The sequence below is a fragment of the Ralstonia pickettii genome, assembly GCF_016466415.2.
Classification (GTDB): domain Bacteria; phylum Pseudomonadota; class Gammaproteobacteria; order Burkholderiales; family Burkholderiaceae; genus Ralstonia; species Ralstonia pickettii.
Window position 1 is genome coordinate 2866848 of record NZ_CP066771.1, and the last position, 12842, is coordinate 2879689.

19 protein-coding genes are annotated in these 12842 nt (G+C 61.2%); 2 read left to right on the top strand and 17 right to left on the bottom strand.

Annotated features, from left to right (window positions below):
- Window positions 1-51: 51 nt before the first annotated feature.
- Window positions 52-711, bottom strand: a complete 660-nt coding sequence (locus RP6297_RS13535) for a c-type cytochrome (RefSeq protein WP_009241906.1) — start codon at window positions 709-711, stop codon at window positions 52-54.
- Window positions 712-967: 256 nt separating this feature from the next.
- On the opposite strand from RP6297_RS13535, the gene yihA reads away from it, so the two are divergent.
- Both yihA and hemB read left to right on the top strand, forming a co-directional pair.
- Complete coding sequence (gene yihA / locus RP6297_RS13540) at window positions 968-1669, top strand: ribosome biogenesis GTP-binding protein YihA/YsxC (protein ID WP_009241905.1); 702 nt, start codon at window positions 968-970, stop codon at window positions 1667-1669.
- A gap of 150 nt (window positions 1670-1819) precedes the next feature.
- A complete protein-coding gene (hemB, locus tag RP6297_RS13545; protein ID WP_009241904.1) occupies window positions 1820-2815 on the top strand; it encodes a porphobilinogen synthase in 996 nt (331 codons plus the stop codon).
- On the opposite strand, the gene dsbD is transcribed toward hemB, so the two are convergent.
- The 16 genes from dsbD to rpsH form a co-directional block, all read right to left on the bottom strand.
- Complete coding sequence (dsbD, locus tag RP6297_RS13550) at window positions 2816-4654, bottom strand: protein-disulfide reductase DsbD (RefSeq protein ID WP_037028136.1); 1839 nt, start codon at window positions 4652-4654, stop codon at window positions 2816-2818. It abuts the gene before it with no gap.
- A gap of 18 nt (window positions 4655-4672) precedes the next feature.
- Window positions 4673-5011: a divalent-cation tolerance protein CutA gene (cutA, locus tag RP6297_RS13555; RefSeq protein WP_009241902.1), complete on the bottom strand. Its 339-nt coding sequence runs from the start codon at window positions 5009-5011 to the stop codon at window positions 4673-4675.
- Between the two features lie 158 nt (window positions 5012-5169).
- Window positions 5170-5568, bottom strand: a complete 399-nt coding sequence (gene rplQ, locus RP6297_RS13560) for a 50S ribosomal protein L17 (protein WP_009241901.1) — start codon at window positions 5566-5568, stop codon at window positions 5170-5172.
- Window positions 5569-5710: 142 nt separating this feature from the next.
- Window positions 5711-6691, bottom strand: coding sequence for a DNA-directed RNA polymerase subunit alpha (locus tag RP6297_RS13565; protein ID WP_004634508.1), 981 nt, complete (start codon window positions 6689-6691; stop codon window positions 5711-5713).
- A 233-nt stretch (window positions 6692-6924) separates the two neighbouring features.
- Complete coding sequence (gene rpsD, locus RP6297_RS13570; protein ID WP_009241900.1) at window positions 6925-7548, bottom strand: 30S ribosomal protein S4; 624 nt, start codon at window positions 7546-7548, stop codon at window positions 6925-6927.
- Window positions 7549-7751: 203 nt separating this feature from the next.
- On the bottom strand, window positions 7752-8153 hold the full coding sequence (gene rpsK / locus RP6297_RS13575; protein WP_003264143.1) for a 30S ribosomal protein S11: 402 nt from the start codon (window positions 8151-8153) through the stop codon (window positions 7752-7754).
- 24 nt (window positions 8154-8177) lie between these two features.
- Window positions 8178-8543, bottom strand: a complete 366-nt coding sequence (gene rpsM / locus RP6297_RS13580; RefSeq protein WP_004634501.1) for a 30S ribosomal protein S13 — start codon at window positions 8541-8543, stop codon at window positions 8178-8180.
- A gap of 21 nt (window positions 8544-8564) precedes the next feature.
- Window positions 8565-8681 (bottom strand): 50S ribosomal protein L36, encoded by a 117-nt coding sequence (gene rpmJ, locus RP6297_RS13585; RefSeq protein ID WP_003264141.1) that lies wholly within the window; start codon window positions 8679-8681, stop codon window positions 8565-8567.
- A 30-nt stretch (window positions 8682-8711) separates the two neighbouring features.
- Window positions 8712-8930, bottom strand: a complete 219-nt coding sequence (infA, locus tag RP6297_RS13590; RefSeq protein ID WP_009241899.1) for a translation initiation factor IF-1 — start codon at window positions 8928-8930, stop codon at window positions 8712-8714.
- Window positions 8931-8956: 26 nt separating this feature from the next.
- Entirely contained in the window at window positions 8957-10279 is a 1323-nt protein-coding gene (secY, locus tag RP6297_RS13595) for a preprotein translocase subunit SecY (protein ID WP_009277656.1), read from the bottom strand.
- Window positions 10280-10336: 57 nt separating this feature from the next.
- Window positions 10337-10768, bottom strand: a complete 432-nt coding sequence (gene rplO, locus RP6297_RS13600) for a 50S ribosomal protein L15 (RefSeq protein ID WP_009241897.1) — start codon at window positions 10766-10768, stop codon at window positions 10337-10339.
- Between the two features lie 18 nt (window positions 10769-10786).
- Window positions 10787-10969, bottom strand: coding sequence for a 50S ribosomal protein L30 (rpmD, locus tag RP6297_RS13605; protein WP_003264137.1), 183 nt, complete (start codon window positions 10967-10969; stop codon window positions 10787-10789).
- A 22-nt stretch (window positions 10970-10991) separates the two neighbouring features.
- Entirely contained in the window at window positions 10992-11510 is a 519-nt protein-coding gene (rpsE, locus tag RP6297_RS13610; RefSeq protein WP_004634493.1) for a 30S ribosomal protein S5, read from the bottom strand.
- A 21-nt stretch (window positions 11511-11531) separates the two neighbouring features.
- On the bottom strand, window positions 11532-11888 hold the full coding sequence (gene rplR / locus RP6297_RS13615) for a 50S ribosomal protein L18 (protein WP_009241896.1): 357 nt from the start codon (window positions 11886-11888) through the stop codon (window positions 11532-11534).
- Window positions 11889-11899: 11 nt separating this feature from the next.
- Window positions 11900-12433 (bottom strand): 50S ribosomal protein L6, encoded by a 534-nt coding sequence (gene rplF, locus RP6297_RS13620; protein WP_009241895.1) that lies wholly within the window; start codon window positions 12431-12433, stop codon window positions 11900-11902.
- A gap of 12 nt (window positions 12434-12445) precedes the next feature.
- Window positions 12446-12841 carry a 30S ribosomal protein S8 gene (rpsH, locus tag RP6297_RS13625; RefSeq protein WP_004634489.1) on the bottom strand — a complete coding sequence of 132 codons (396 nt, stop codon included), beginning with the start codon at window positions 12839-12841 and terminating at the stop codon, window positions 12446-12448.
- Window position 12842: the final 1 nt, after the last annotated feature.

Sequence of the window (12842 nt, forward strand, 5' to 3'; positions counted from 1 at the left end):
TGTTCTTCTTATTGATTGTGCGGCCGTCACATGACAGCCGGGTGCGGCAGATTAGCGCAGGCCGGCAATGTAGTCGGCCACCGCCTTGATCTGCTGGGCCGTCATGCGACCGGCCAGGTCGTGCATCTGTACGCTGTTCTTGCGGGCGCCGCTCTGGAAGGCCACCAGTTGAGCCTCCGTGTATTCAGAGAACTGACCTGCGATACGCGGATACTGCGCCGGGATGCCAGCACCCGTCGGACCGTGACAGCCTGCGCACGCTGCGATACCGCGCTTGGCGTCCCCGCCGCGATACAGCTTCTGGCCCAGCTCGATCGTGTCCTTGCTCTTGGCCGAACCCGGCTTCCAGGCCGGTTGCTTGCCCAGGTAGGCCCCGATGTCCTTCATGTCCTGATCCGACAGCGCGCTGGCATACAGCGACATGACCGGGTGGTTGCGATCAGTCTTTGCCTTGAAATCCTTGAGCTGCTTTTCGACGTATTCGGCGTGCTGGCCGGCCAGCTTCGGGTTGACGTTCATGGCGCTGTTGCCGCCGGCGCCGTGACAGCTGGTACACGCGGGCACGCCATTGGCCGGCACACCGTTGTTGAAGATCGTTTCGCCGCGCGCGGCGTCGGCCTTGGCGACTTTTTGCTCTTCGGCATGGACCACGGAAAAGGCCGATGCCAGGGACAGCGCTGCGACAGCAAAAACGTTCGCGATGCGGTTCATTCGCACACCTTGTTTAGATTGTTTTCGAATGCTGCGTGCGCCGCCCTATGCGGGACCCTGCGGCGCCGGGCGCCCCCTTCTCCTCGTGCCGGATCAGCGCATGAAAACGGACCGGCCCGGGCCTCGGGGCGGTCCTGCGACGGATCTGGTGGGGACGTCCGTAAACCGGCGTATTGTACAATAACACCTCTGCAATGCGACCTCGCGGCGCAGCAACCACGCAGTTCTGAACTGCAGTTTACAGGTACTGCCGCGCATGTCGCTCCTGCATCAAGCCCGTTTCTTCATCACCGTCAATCATCTGCGTGATTTACCGGCGACCGCCGTGCCGGAAGTCGCGTTTGCGGGCCGCTCCAACGCAGGCAAATCGACCGCAATCAATATCCTGTGCAATCAGAAGCGGCTGGCGTTTTCCAGCAAGACGCCCGGCCGCACGCAGCACATCAACTATTTCTCGGTGATGCCTGCCAAGGCGGAAGACCCGCTCGGCTTCCTGGTCGATCTGCCCGGTTACGGCTATGCCGAAGCCCCCGGCGAGACCAAATCGCACTGGGTTCATCTGCTCGGCGACTACGTCCAGGCGCGCCAGCAACTCGCGGGGCTCGTCATCATGATGGACGCGCGCCGGCCGTTTACCGACCTCGATTGCCAGATGGTCGAGTGGTTCCTGCCGACAGGCAAGCCGATCCACGTGCTGCTCACGAAGGCGGACAAGCTGACTAATAACGATGCCTCGCGCGCGCTCATGGCGGCCCGCAAGGTGCTCGCCGATTACCGTGCGCAGATCGATGGTGATGTGTCGCTGACGGTGCAGCTGTTCTCGAGCCTGAAGCGCCGCGGCATTGAAGAGGCGCAGCGAATTGTCGCAGGCTGGCTGTGCCTGCCCGAGGCGCTGGAGCCCCAGCCGCAAACCGAACAGGCAAAAAAAACCCCGTCGCCAAACGCGCAACGGGGGTAACGACCCCATCGAGCCATCGATGGGAACCCGCGTCAGGGAGGAGCCGCGGGGGACGCTGCATCAGCGTCGCTGGCGCATTGTCCGTGCATAGGATGGATAATCGCGACAAAGGTTTCGAAACTTCACAGTGTGTTCTTAGGGTCTGCTGAAATGATCGCGAGCTTCCCCGACCATCGTCCGCGCCGCATGCGCCGCGACGATTTCTCCCGCCGCATGATGCGCGAATCGCGCCTCACTCCCGACGACCTCATCTACCCCGTCTTCATCCTGGAAGGCACCAATGTGCGCCAAGCCGTGCCGTCCATGCCGGGCGTGGAGCGCGTGTCGATCGATGTGCTGTTGGGCGTGGCAGAGCAGTGCGTGCAGCTTGGCATTCCAGTGCTGGCGCTGTTCCCTGTCATCGAGCCGTCGCTCAAGACGCCGGATGGCATCGAGGCCGCCAATGCGGACGGACTGATCCCGCGCGCGGTGAAAGCGCTCAAGGCGCGCTTCCCTGAACTGGGGATTCTGACCGACGTGGCGCTCGATCCGTACACGAGCCACGGCCAGGACGGCGTGCTCGATGCCAACGGCTATGTGCTCAACGAAGAGACCGTCGACATTCTGATACGCCAGGCGCTGGTGCAAGCCGAGGCGGGCGTGGACATCGTCGCGCCGTCGGACATGATGGATGGCCGCATCGGTGCGATCCGCCTGGCGCTGGAGAACGACGACCACATCTACACCCGCATCATGGCCTATGCGGCAAAGTACGCTTCGGCGTTCTACGGCCCGTTCCGTGATGCGGTGGGCTCGGCCGCCAATCTGGGCAAGAGCAACAAGATGACTTACCAGATGGACCCGGCCAACTCGGACGAGGCGTTGCGCGAAGTGGCACTCGACATCGCCGAAGGCGCCGACATGGTGATGGTCAAGCCCGGCATGCCGTACCTCGATATCGTGCGACGCGTGAAGGATGAGTTCCGCTTTCCCACGTACGTCTATCAGGTCAGCGGTGAATACGCGATGCTGAAGGCCGCCGCGCAGAACGGCTGGCTCGATCACGACAAGGTCGTGCTTGAGTCGCTGCTGGCGTTCAAGCGCGCCGGCGCGAACGGCATCCTGACCTATTTCGCGCTGGACGCCGCACGCCTGCTGCGCGGCTGATCAGGTGGAAGCCTTCGCCGGCTGTGCTGCGCCGCTTGCACCGAGCGCGCGGCGCAGGCTGGCGAGAAACGTATCGGCGCGCTCAAAGCCGATCACGCGAGCCTGAACCTCGCGGCCCTGCGTATCAAAGAAGACCGTGCCGGGCGGGCCGAATAGGCCGAAGCGCTTGAGCAGCGCTTGGTCGTCCGCATTATTGGCAGTCACGTCAGCCTGCAGCAGCACCACATCGGCAAGCGCCTTGCGCACCCGCACATCGGTAAAGGTCAGGCGCTCCATCTCCTTGCAGCTCACGCACCAGTCGGCGTAGAAATCGAGCATCACAGGTTTGCCCGCTGCGCTGGCGTTGCGCACTTCAGCACCAAGCTCAGTCACGCTCTTCACGCGCTTGAAGGTCAACGTGGAAGTGCTCGCCACCGTCGAGGCACGCAGTACGCCCGCCAACGGCTGCAGCGGATCGCGCCCGCCTGCGGCCACGCCCACCAATTGCGCCGCGCCGGCCAGCGCCAGCACCACGCCAATCACCTTGCCCAAGCGCTGCACGTTGCCTGCGCCATCGGGCAGCGAATCGAACGTTCGCAAAAACACGGCCGCGCCAATTAGCAACGCACCCCAGCCAACCATCGCCACCCACGATGGCAACACTGGCTGCACGATGTACCAAGCCACCGCCAGCAGGATGAAACCGAAGACCGCCTTGGTCACCACCAGCCAATGCCCCGAACGTGGCAGCAGATTGCCCGCACCCACGCCCACGAGAATCAGCGGAACGCCCATCCCCATGGACAGCGCGAACAGTGCCGTCCCACCCACCGCCGCGTTGCCCGTCTGCGAGATATAGACGAGCGCCCCCGCCAGCGGTGCCGTCACACACGGCGACACAATCAAGGCAGACAGCGCGCCCATGACGGCAGCACCTACCACCTGACCGCCACTGAGCTTGTTGGATGCCTGCGTCAAGTGGTGGTGCCACGCCGCCGGCAATTGCAGCTCGTACAAGCCGAACATCGATAACGACAGCAGCGCAATCAGCAGCGCAAAGGCACCCAGCACCCAGGCATTCTGCAGCGCCGCCTGCAGCCCCTGGCCTGCCAGCCCGGCCGCCACGCCAAGCGCCGTATAAACAATAGCCATGCCGAGCACGTAGCCCACCGACACGAATGCCGCCCGCATACGCGTGGCGTGCTCCCCCACCACAATGGCTGACACGATCGGCAGCATCGGCAGCACACACGGCGTAAAGGTCAGCAGCAAGCCCAGACCAAAGAACAGCGCGGCGATCGCGCCGAGGTTGCCGCTATCGAGCGTGCTGGCAATCCGTCCTTGTTTGCCTTCGGGCTCGATGCTGTCTGCCGCCGTGGCAGCCGGAGCGACCGGCACGACCGAAGCGGACGACGGACGTACCTGGAAGCGGCTCTTCATCGGCGGGTAGCACAGCCCTTGATCCGCGCAGCCTTGCGAAGTGACGATCAGCGTGAACGGCGCGGAGGTGCTTTGCGCCCTCACGTGGAAGACGAGTTCGTGGCGATAGGTTTCCACCTCTTTGCCGAAGTTTTCGTCGTGCTTGATCTTGCCAGCAGGGAGCTCGAGCGGCGCGAATGTGACGGTTGCCGGATCCGCAGCGACCGCCAGCCGCTCGCGATACATGTAGTAGCCGTCAGCGATGCCGAACTTGACCTCAACGGTTTGCCCGTCCACCTGCATGGCGGAAAAGCGAAAAGCCTGCTCGGGTGGCAGGAACTCGTCTCCGCCGTAGGCAGGCACGCGCAACATCGCCACAGCCATTAGCAACATCAGCAGTTGCAGCACACGCCGCATCGACGGAAACGAAGAGGAAGTCATATCAACGGCAATCGAACATCAAACAGAAGCGGGGCGCGTTTCGCCAGCTACCCACGCAAGATAGGCCAGCAAACCGGCTACCACTGGCACAGCGATGATTTCAGGCACCTCATACGGATGGGCCTGGCGCACCGCGGCCTCCAATTGGGGGTAAGCGGCACGCGTGGTCTTGATCAGCAAGGGGATCTCCGTTGCGCGCTCCAACACGCCGTTCCACCAGTACGTTGAAGCGCACTCTGACAAGCGATTGACGCAGGCTGCCGCCCGCGATTCCAACACGAGTTGGGTAACCCGGTCGGCACTGGCAGCATCAGGCACGTTGGTCAAGACGAGCAGCACATCGGTTCCGTCAGACATTTGTTCTCCACACACGTGTCCGGGCTGAAAGAAGACCCGACGCAGCTAACAAAAAAGCCAGGATGCGAATCCTGGCTTCATTGTAATGCGCATGAAAACACGCATTTGGCGGCTCACCCGGCGCGACGTCATGTCACACAGGCAAACCTAGGCTGACCTTACTCGGCAGCAGCTTCGGCATCGACTGCTTCAGCAACTTCCGGACGGTCCAGCAGCTCGACCAGCGCCATCGGCGCATTGTCGCCCTGGCGGAAGCCGAACTTCAGGATACGGGTATAGCCGCCCGGACGGGTCGCGAAACGCGGGCCCAGTTCGTTGAACAGCTTGGTAACCATGTCGCGGTCGCGCAGGCGGGCGAATGCCAGACGGCGGTTGGCGACGGTGTCCTTCTTGGCCAGCGTGATCAGCGGCTCGACAACCTTGCGCAGCTCCTTGGCCTTCGGCACGGTGGTCTTGATCAGCTCGTGCTGCAGCAGCGAGTTGGACATGTTGCGCAGCATCGCGAGACGGTGCGACGAGGTGCGGTTCAGTTTCCGCAAACCATGACGGTGACGCATGATGATTCCTTCTTAAGAGTGTTTGACCAGCTCTTCTATCACCTCTTGCGAGGCGCGGGCCGGTAGCCTTTAACAATAGGCCGTTCAGACAGCAACGGCGGGAAAACCGGCCGATGCGAACGCACCGGCCGAGCACTGCAACTTACTTCTCCAGACCTGCGGGCGGCCAGTTCTCGAGCTTCATGCCGAGCGTCAAACCACGCGAAGCGAGGACTTCCTTGATCTCGTTGAGCGACTTGCGACCCAGATTCGGGGTCTTGAGCAGTTCGTTCTCGGTACGCTGGATCAGATCGCCGATGTAGTAGATGTTTTCCGCCTTCAGGCAGTTGGCCGAACGCACCGTCAGCTCCAGGTCGTCGACCGGGCGCAGCAGGATCGGATCGATCTGCGGTGCACGGGCGGCGGCGGCCTCGGCGGCGCTTTCAGTGCCTTCCAACGCGGCAAACACCGACAGCTGATCCACCAGAATGCGAGCCGACTGGCGGATCGCCTCTTCCGGCGAAATCACGCCATTGGTTTCGATGTTCATCACCAGCTTGTCGAGGTCGGTACGCTGCTCCACGCGAGCGGACTCAACGGCGTACGACACACGGCGCACCGGCGCGAACGATGCGTCCAGCACAATGCGGCCGATGACCTTGCTCGACTCATCGCCGAACTTGCGCACGTTGCCCGGCACATAGCCGCGGCCTTGCTCGACCTTCAGCTGCAGATCGAGCTTGCCGCCAGCCGACAGGTTCGCAATGACGTGACCCGGGTTGATGATTTCGACATCGTGCGGCAGCTCGATATCGGCCGCAGTCACCACGCCTTCGCCTTCCTTGCGCAGCGACACCGTGACTTCATCACGGTTGTGCAGCTTAAACACCACGCCCTTCAGGTTCAGCAACAGGTTGACGACGTCTTCCTGAACGCCATCGATGGTGGAGTACTCGTGGACGACCCCAGCGATCGTCACTTCGGTCGGTGCATAGCCGACCATCGACGACAGCAGCACGCGGCGCAGCGCGTTACCGAGCGTGTGGCCGTAGCCGCGCTCGAACGGTTCCATGACGACCTTCGCGTGATGATCGCCAAGCGGCTCAACCGCAATAATTTTGGGCTTCAGGAGTGCTGTTTGCATTAGGTTGTCCTATTTCAATACCCTCGGCTCGTTACACCGATAAGGCTGACGGGGACTAAAAGAATCCGCCACGGAATACGTGACGGAAGACGCGCGTGCCGCAATCGCGTTGCGGCACGTAACGATTCGGATTGGATCTGCGCACCAGTGATATCCAGCGCTCGAACACAATGTAGACGATGAGCGTCCCCAAAAGGCGCACAAGCCCGCACCTTGCGGTACGGGCCTCGTCATTAACGCGAATACAATTCGACGATCAGGCTTTCGTTGATGTCGCCGGCAATATCTGCGCGATCCGGAATTTGCTTGAAGGTGCCTTCCATCTTCTTGGCATCCACGGCAACCCACGTCGGGAAGCCGGTTTGCTCTGCCAGCGTCAGCGATTCAGCAATACGCACTTGCTTCTTCGACTTTTCACGGATGGCAATCACGTCGCCCGTCTTGATCTGGGCCGACGGCACGTTCAGGGCTTGACCGTTCACCAGGATCGCCTTGTGCGACACCAGCTGACGCGCTTCCGCGCGGGTCGAGCCGAAGCCCATGCGGTACACGACGTTGTCCAAGCGCGATTCCAGCAGTTGCAACAGGGTTTCACCCGTGTTGCCCTTGCGACGATCGGCTTCAGCGAAGTAGCGGCGGAACTGACGCTCAAGCACGCCGTAGATGCGCTTGACCTTCTGCTTTTCACGCAGTTGGTTGCCGTAGTCGGAGGTGCGGGCGCCGGAGGTGCGGCCGTGCTGACCAGGCTTGCTGTCCAGCTTGCACTTGTCGGCGAGGGAGCGACGTGCGCTCTTCAGGAAAAGGTCAGTACCTTCGCGGCGAGACAGTTTCGCCTTGGGACCGGTATAGCGTGCCACGTTATGTTCCTTCGTTATCAGTCATCCGAGGCGCACGGCTTCGGATGGTCCGCCTGCTCAGCCCTAACAACGGGACCGCAGCGAACAGTGGGCTTATGAAAAGACGAAACCCGCCTTCCGGGAAATCCGGAAGACAGGCAAGCGGGCGAGTATAGCACCCGCAGACCGACCTCGCCAACAGCGGGCGCGGTCGGTCGAATCGCTTAGATACGACGACGCTTCGGCGGGCGGCAGCCGTTATGCGGCACCGGCGTCACGTCTTCGATCAACTGGATCTTGATACCCAGGTTGTTCAGTGCACGCACAGCCGATTCACGACCCGGGCCCGGGCCCTTGATGCGCACTTCCAGGTTCTTGATGCCTTGGTCCTGCGCCACGCGGCCAGCACTTTCAGCTGCAACCTGGGCGGCGAACGGCGTCGACTTACGCGAGCCCTTGAAGCCTTGGCCACCCGACGTCGCCCACGACAGAGCGTTGCCCTGGCGGTCGGTGATCGTGATGATTGTGTTGTTGAACGACGCGTGAACGTGCGCGATGCCGTCGGCGACGTTCTTGCGAACCTTCTTGCGCGCGCGCTGGGCGGCGGTATTCGCTGCTTTTGCCATAGTTCCTATCCTTTACCCGACGGATTACTTCTTGAGCGCGACGCCGGCCTTGCGCGGACCCTTACGGGTACGGGCATTGGTGCGGGTACGCTGACCACGCATCGGCAGGCCCTTGCGATGGCGCACGCCACGATAGCAGCCCAGATCCATCAGGCGCTTGATGTTCATCGTCGTTTCACGGCGCAGATCGCCTTCAACGAGGAACTTCTCGATTTCCTTACGCAGCGCGTCCTGGTCCGGATCCGTCAGGTCCTTGACCTTCTTGTCGGTCGGGATGCCAGTAGCCTCGCAAATCTTCTGAGCGCGCGAGCGGCCGATACCGTAGATCGCCGTCAGGCCAATCACGGTATGTTTGTGGTTGGGGATGTTGACCCCTGCGATACGTGCCATTCGTCAATCCTCTTTGCGAAATTAGCCTTGGCGCTGCTTATGACGCGGGTCCGACGAGCAGATCACACGCACCACGCCCTTGCGCTTGATGATTTTGCAGTTGCGGCAAATGCGCTTAACAGAAGCCAGCACTTTCATGATTTTCCTCTTCCTTCAATTCCAGTCCGCTCACTTCGCCCGGAATACGATGCGCGCGCGGGACAGATCATACGGGGTCAATTCGACCGTCACCTTGTCCCCGGGCAAGATGCGGATGTAATGCATGCGCATCTTGCCGGAAATATGGCCTAACACTACGTGGCCGTTCTCTAGCTTGACGCGAAACGTTGCGTTGGGGAGGTTTTCCAGCACCTCGCCCTGCATCTGGATCGCGTCATCTTTAGCCATGTCCCTTCAGGTTCGTGCGATCGCTCTTAGCGGAGCGTCAGGTTTCCCTTGAAATTCGCCTTCTTCATCAAAGACTCGTACTGCTGAGACATCACGTAGGACTGCACTTGCGCCATGAAGTCCATCGTGACAACCACGATGATCAACAGGGATGTCCCACCGAAGTAGAACGGCACATTCCAGCGCAGCACCAAGAACTCCGGCAACAGACACACCAGCGTGATGTAGATCGCACCCGCCAGGGTCAACCGCACCAGAATCTTGTCGATATACCGCGTGGTTTGCTCGCCCGGACGGATGCCCGGAATGAACGCCCCACTTTTCTTCAGGTTATCCGCCACTTCCCGGCTGTTATAGACCAGCGCGGTGTAGAAGAAACAGAAGAAGATGATCGCCGCTGCATACAGCAGGATGTACACCGGCTGACCCGGCGACAGCGTTGCCGCGAGGTCCTTGACAACCCGTGCAACCGGATTCGTCGAGTTGCCAGCTGTAAACCAGCCCGCGATCGTGGCCGGGAACAGAATGATCGACGACGCAAAGATCGGCGGAATCACCCCGGCCATATTCAACTTCAGCGGCAGATGCGACGACTGTCCGCCATAAATCTTGTTACCAACCTGCCGCTTGGCGTAATTGACGAGAATCTTGCGCTGGCCCCGTTCGATGAACACAACCACGAACGTCACCGCACCAATAATCGCCACCACCAGGATCGCCGAGAAAATCCCCATCGATCCCGTACGCACCAGCTCGAACAACCCGCCGATCGCATTGGGCAGCCCGGCAGCAATCCCGCCGAAAATGATGATCGAGATCCCGTTGCCCAGACCACGCTCGGTGATCTGCTCACCCAGCCACATCAGGAACATGGTGCCCGTCACCAGCGTAATCACGGCGGTGGCCCGGAACATCAGACCCGGATCCAAAACCAGACCCGGCTGCGCTTCGAGTGCCACTGCAATCCCCAGCGCCTGGAACGTTGCCAGGACGACCGTACCGTAGCGCGTGTACTGCGTAATCTTGCGCTGGCCGGCTTGGCCTTCCTTCTTCAACGATTCCAGCTGCGGCAACACGATCGTCAGCAGTTGCATGATGATCGACGCCGAGATGTACGGCATGATCCCCAGCGCAAACACCGTGAAACGCGACAGCGCACCGCCGGAGAACAGGTTGAACATCCCGAGGATGCCACCCGACTGCCGTTGGAAAAGCTGCGCCAGTTGATCCGGATCGATACCGGGCACAGGAATGTGCGCGCCGATCCGGTACACCAGCAGTGCCAGAACCAGGAACACCAACCGACGGCGAAGATCGCCGTACTTGGCCGTGTTCTTGGCCTGGGCCATCACATTAGGTTTCGCCGTGGCCAAACGGATGCTCCGTCAGTGTGAAACAGCAGGCTATTAGGCCAGCGAGCCACCAGCCGCTTCGATTGCAGCTTTCGCCCCAGCCGTCGCGCTGATACCCTTCAGAGTGACCTTCTTGTCGATTTCGCCCGACAGGATCACCTTGGCGCTCTTGACCATCTCGCCAACGAGGCCGGCTTGCTTGAGGGACAGCAGATCGATTTCTTCGATCGGCAGGCCCGCCAGGTCGCCCAGACGCACTTCAGCGGTGAATTCCTTGGTCAGCGAGGTGAAACCACGCTTGGGCAGACGACGATGCAGGGGCATCTGGCCGCCTTCGAAGCCGACCTTATGGAAACCACCCGAACGCGACTTCTGACCCTTGTGACCACGACCAGCCGTCTTGCCCAGGCCCGAACCAATACCGCGACCAACGCGGCGCTTGGCGTGCTTGGAGCCGGCTGCCGGCTTCAGGTTATTCAGTTGCATGTTCTTCTCCGTCTTGCCTTAGCCGATGACCTTGACCAGGTAGGACACCTTGTTGATCATGCCGCGCACTGCGGGCGTGTCCTGCAATTCGGACACCGAGTTCATGCGGCGCAGGCCCAGGCCGCGCACCGTGGCGCGGTGGTCTTCGCGCGTACCGATCAGGCTGCGCACGAGTTGGACTTTCACGGTTTTCTGCGACATATCGTTCACCTATCCCTTCGGCTTAGCCGAGGATCTCTTCGACCGACTTGCCACGCTTGGCGGCAACTTCGGCCGGGGTGCTCATCTTGCGCAGGCCATCCAGCGTTGCGCGCACCATGTTGTAAGGATTGGTCGAACCGTGCGACTTGGTCACGATGTTCGTCACGCCCATCACTTCGAAGATAGCGCGCATCGGGCCGCCGGCGATCACGCCGGTACCGTCCTTCGCGGGCATCATCTGCACCTTCGCGGCGCCATGCTTGCCAACCACTTCGTGCTGCAGCGTACCGTTCTTCAGCGGGACCTTGACCATCTTGCGACGGGCTTCGTCCATTGCCTTCTGCACGGCCACCGGGACTTCCTTAGCCTTACCCTTGCCCATGCCGATACGGCCGTCGCCGTCGCCGACCACAGTCAGAGCAGCGAAACCGAGAATCCGGCCGCCCTTGACCACCTTGGTCACACGGTTGACCGCGATCATCTTCTCGCGAAGACCGTCGTCGCGTTCGTCCCCTTGGACCTTAGGTTGAATTTTTGCCATGACGATATCCTCTATGCCGGCTTAGAACTTCAGGCCAGCTTCGCGTGCCGCGTCGGCCAGAGCCTTTACGCGACCGTGATAACGGAAACCCGAGCGATCGAACGCCACGGCTTCGATGCCGGCAGCCTTCGCCTTCTCAGCGATACGCTTACCCACCAGGGTGGCAGCAGCGGTGTTGCCACCGTTGCCGTTCAGTTCCTTGCGGACTTCGGCTTCCGCCGTCGAGGCCGAAGCCAGGACCTTGGTGCCATCTTCCGAGAAGACCTGCGCATAAATGTGCAGGTTCGTACGGTGCACAGCCAGACGGGCGACGTTCAGTTCCGCAATTTTCAGGCGGGTCTGACGTGCACGGCGCAGACGCGAGTCATTTTTGTTCATGATGTGCACCCTTACTTCTTCTTGGTTTCCTTCAGGATCACACGCTCATCGGCGTAGCGCACACCCTTGCCCTTGTAAGGCTCCGGCGGACGATAACCACGCACTTCAGCGGCGACCTGACCAACTTTTTGCTTGTCCGAACCCTTGATGATGATCTCGGTTTGCGTCGGCGTTTCCGCCTTCACGCCATCCGGCATCTCATGGATCACGTCGTGCGAGAAACCGAGTTGCAGCTTCAGAGCGGTGCCCTGAACCGATGCACGGTAACCCACGCCGACCAGGTTCAGCTTGCGCTCGAAGCCCGTCGTCACACCCTTGACCATGTTGGCCGTCAGGGCGCGCATCGTACCTTGCAGCGCATTGGCTTCACGCGACTCATCTGCCGGCGCGAACGTGATCGTGCCGTTGTCGGTGGTGACCTTGACCAGCGAGTGGATCGGCTGGGTCAGGGTGCCCAGCGGGCCCTTAACGGTCAGCAGACCACCAGCGAAATTAACTTCGGCGCCCTTGGGCAGCGCGATGGGAGCCTTACCTACGCGAGACATGGTTCCCCTCCCTTAGGCGACGTAGCAAATGACTTCGCCACCGACACCGGTTGCGCGGGCGCGGCGGTCCGTCATCAGACCCTGCGGGGTCGAGATGATGGCGACACCCAGGCCGTTCATCACTTGCGGAATTTCATTACGGCCCTTGTACACACGCAGACCAGGCTTCGAGACGCGCTCCAGGCGCTCTATGACCGGGCGGCCAGCGTAGTACTTCAGACCAATCGTCAGCGTGGACTTGCCACCCTGCTCGGTCACGGCGAATTCGTCGATGTAGCCTTCGTCCTTCAGGACTTTGGCGATTGCCACCTTCAGCTTCGACGACGGCATGACCACCGACGCTTTTTCCACCGCTTGCGCGTTGCGGATACGCGTCAGCATATCGGCGATCGGATCGCTCATGCTCATA

What these genes read in the sequence shown, in the direction of transcription:
- RP6297_RS13535 (WP_009241906.1), bottom strand. Translation starts at nt 711, where the DNA reads ATGAACCGCATCGCGAACGTTTTTGCTGTCGCAGCGCTGTCCCTGGCA.
- yihA (WP_009241905.1), top strand. Translation starts at nt 968, where the DNA reads ATGTCGCTCCTGCATCAAGCCCGTTTCTTCATCACCGTCAATCATCTG.
- hemB (WP_009241904.1), top strand. Translation starts at nt 1,820, where the DNA reads ATGATCGCGAGCTTCCCCGACCATCGTCCGCGCCGCATGCGCCGCGAC.
- dsbD (WP_037028136.1), bottom strand. Translation starts at nt 4,654, where the DNA reads ATGACTTCCTCTTCGTTTCCGTCGATGCGGCGTGTGCTGCAACTGCTG.
- cutA (WP_009241902.1), bottom strand. Translation starts at nt 5,011, where the DNA reads ATGTCTGACGGAACCGATGTGCTGCTCGTCTTGACCAACGTGCCTGAT.
- rplQ (WP_009241901.1), bottom strand. Translation starts at nt 5,568, where the DNA reads ATGCGTCACCGTCATGGTTTGCGGAAACTGAACCGCACCTCGTCGCAC.
- RP6297_RS13565 (WP_004634508.1), bottom strand. Translation starts at nt 6,691, where the DNA reads ATGCAAACAGCACTCCTGAAGCCCAAAATTATTGCGGTTGAGCCGCTT.
- rpsK (WP_003264143.1), bottom strand. Translation starts at nt 8,153, where the DNA reads ATGGCAAAAGCAGCGAATACCGCCGCCCAGCGCGCGCGCAAGAAGGTT.
- rpsM (WP_004634501.1), bottom strand. Translation starts at nt 8,543, where the DNA reads ATGGCACGTATCGCAGGGGTCAACATCCCCAACCACAAACATACCGTG.
- rpmJ (WP_003264141.1), bottom strand. Translation starts at nt 8,681, where the DNA reads ATGAAAGTGCTGGCTTCTGTTAAGCGCATTTGCCGCAACTGCAAAATC.
- infA (WP_009241899.1), bottom strand. Translation starts at nt 8,930, where the DNA reads ATGGCTAAAGATGACGCGATCCAGATGCAGGGCGAGGTGCTGGAAAAC.
- secY (WP_009277656.1), bottom strand. Translation starts at nt 10,279, where the DNA reads ATGGCCCAGGCCAAGAACACGGCCAAGTACGGCGATCTTCGCCGTCGG.
- rplO (WP_009241897.1), bottom strand. Translation starts at nt 10,768, where the DNA reads ATGCAACTGAATAACCTGAAGCCGGCAGCCGGCTCCAAGCACGCCAAG.
- rpmD (WP_003264137.1), bottom strand. Translation starts at nt 10,969, where the DNA reads ATGTCGCAGAAAACCGTGAAAGTCCAACTCGTGCGCAGCCTGATCGGT.
- rpsE (WP_004634493.1), bottom strand. Translation starts at nt 11,510, where the DNA reads ATGGCAAAAATTCAACCTAAGGTCCAAGGGGACGAACGCGACGACGGT.
- rplR (WP_009241896.1), bottom strand. Translation starts at nt 11,888, where the DNA reads ATGAACAAAAATGACTCGCGTCTGCGCCGTGCACGTCAGACCCGCCTG.
- rplF (WP_009241895.1), bottom strand. Translation starts at nt 12,433, where the DNA reads ATGTCTCGCGTAGGTAAGGCTCCCATCGCGCTGCCCAAGGGCGCCGAA.
- rpsH (WP_004634489.1), bottom strand. Translation starts at nt 12,841, where the DNA reads ATGAGCATGAGCGATCCGATCGCCGATATGCTGACGCGTATCCGCAAC.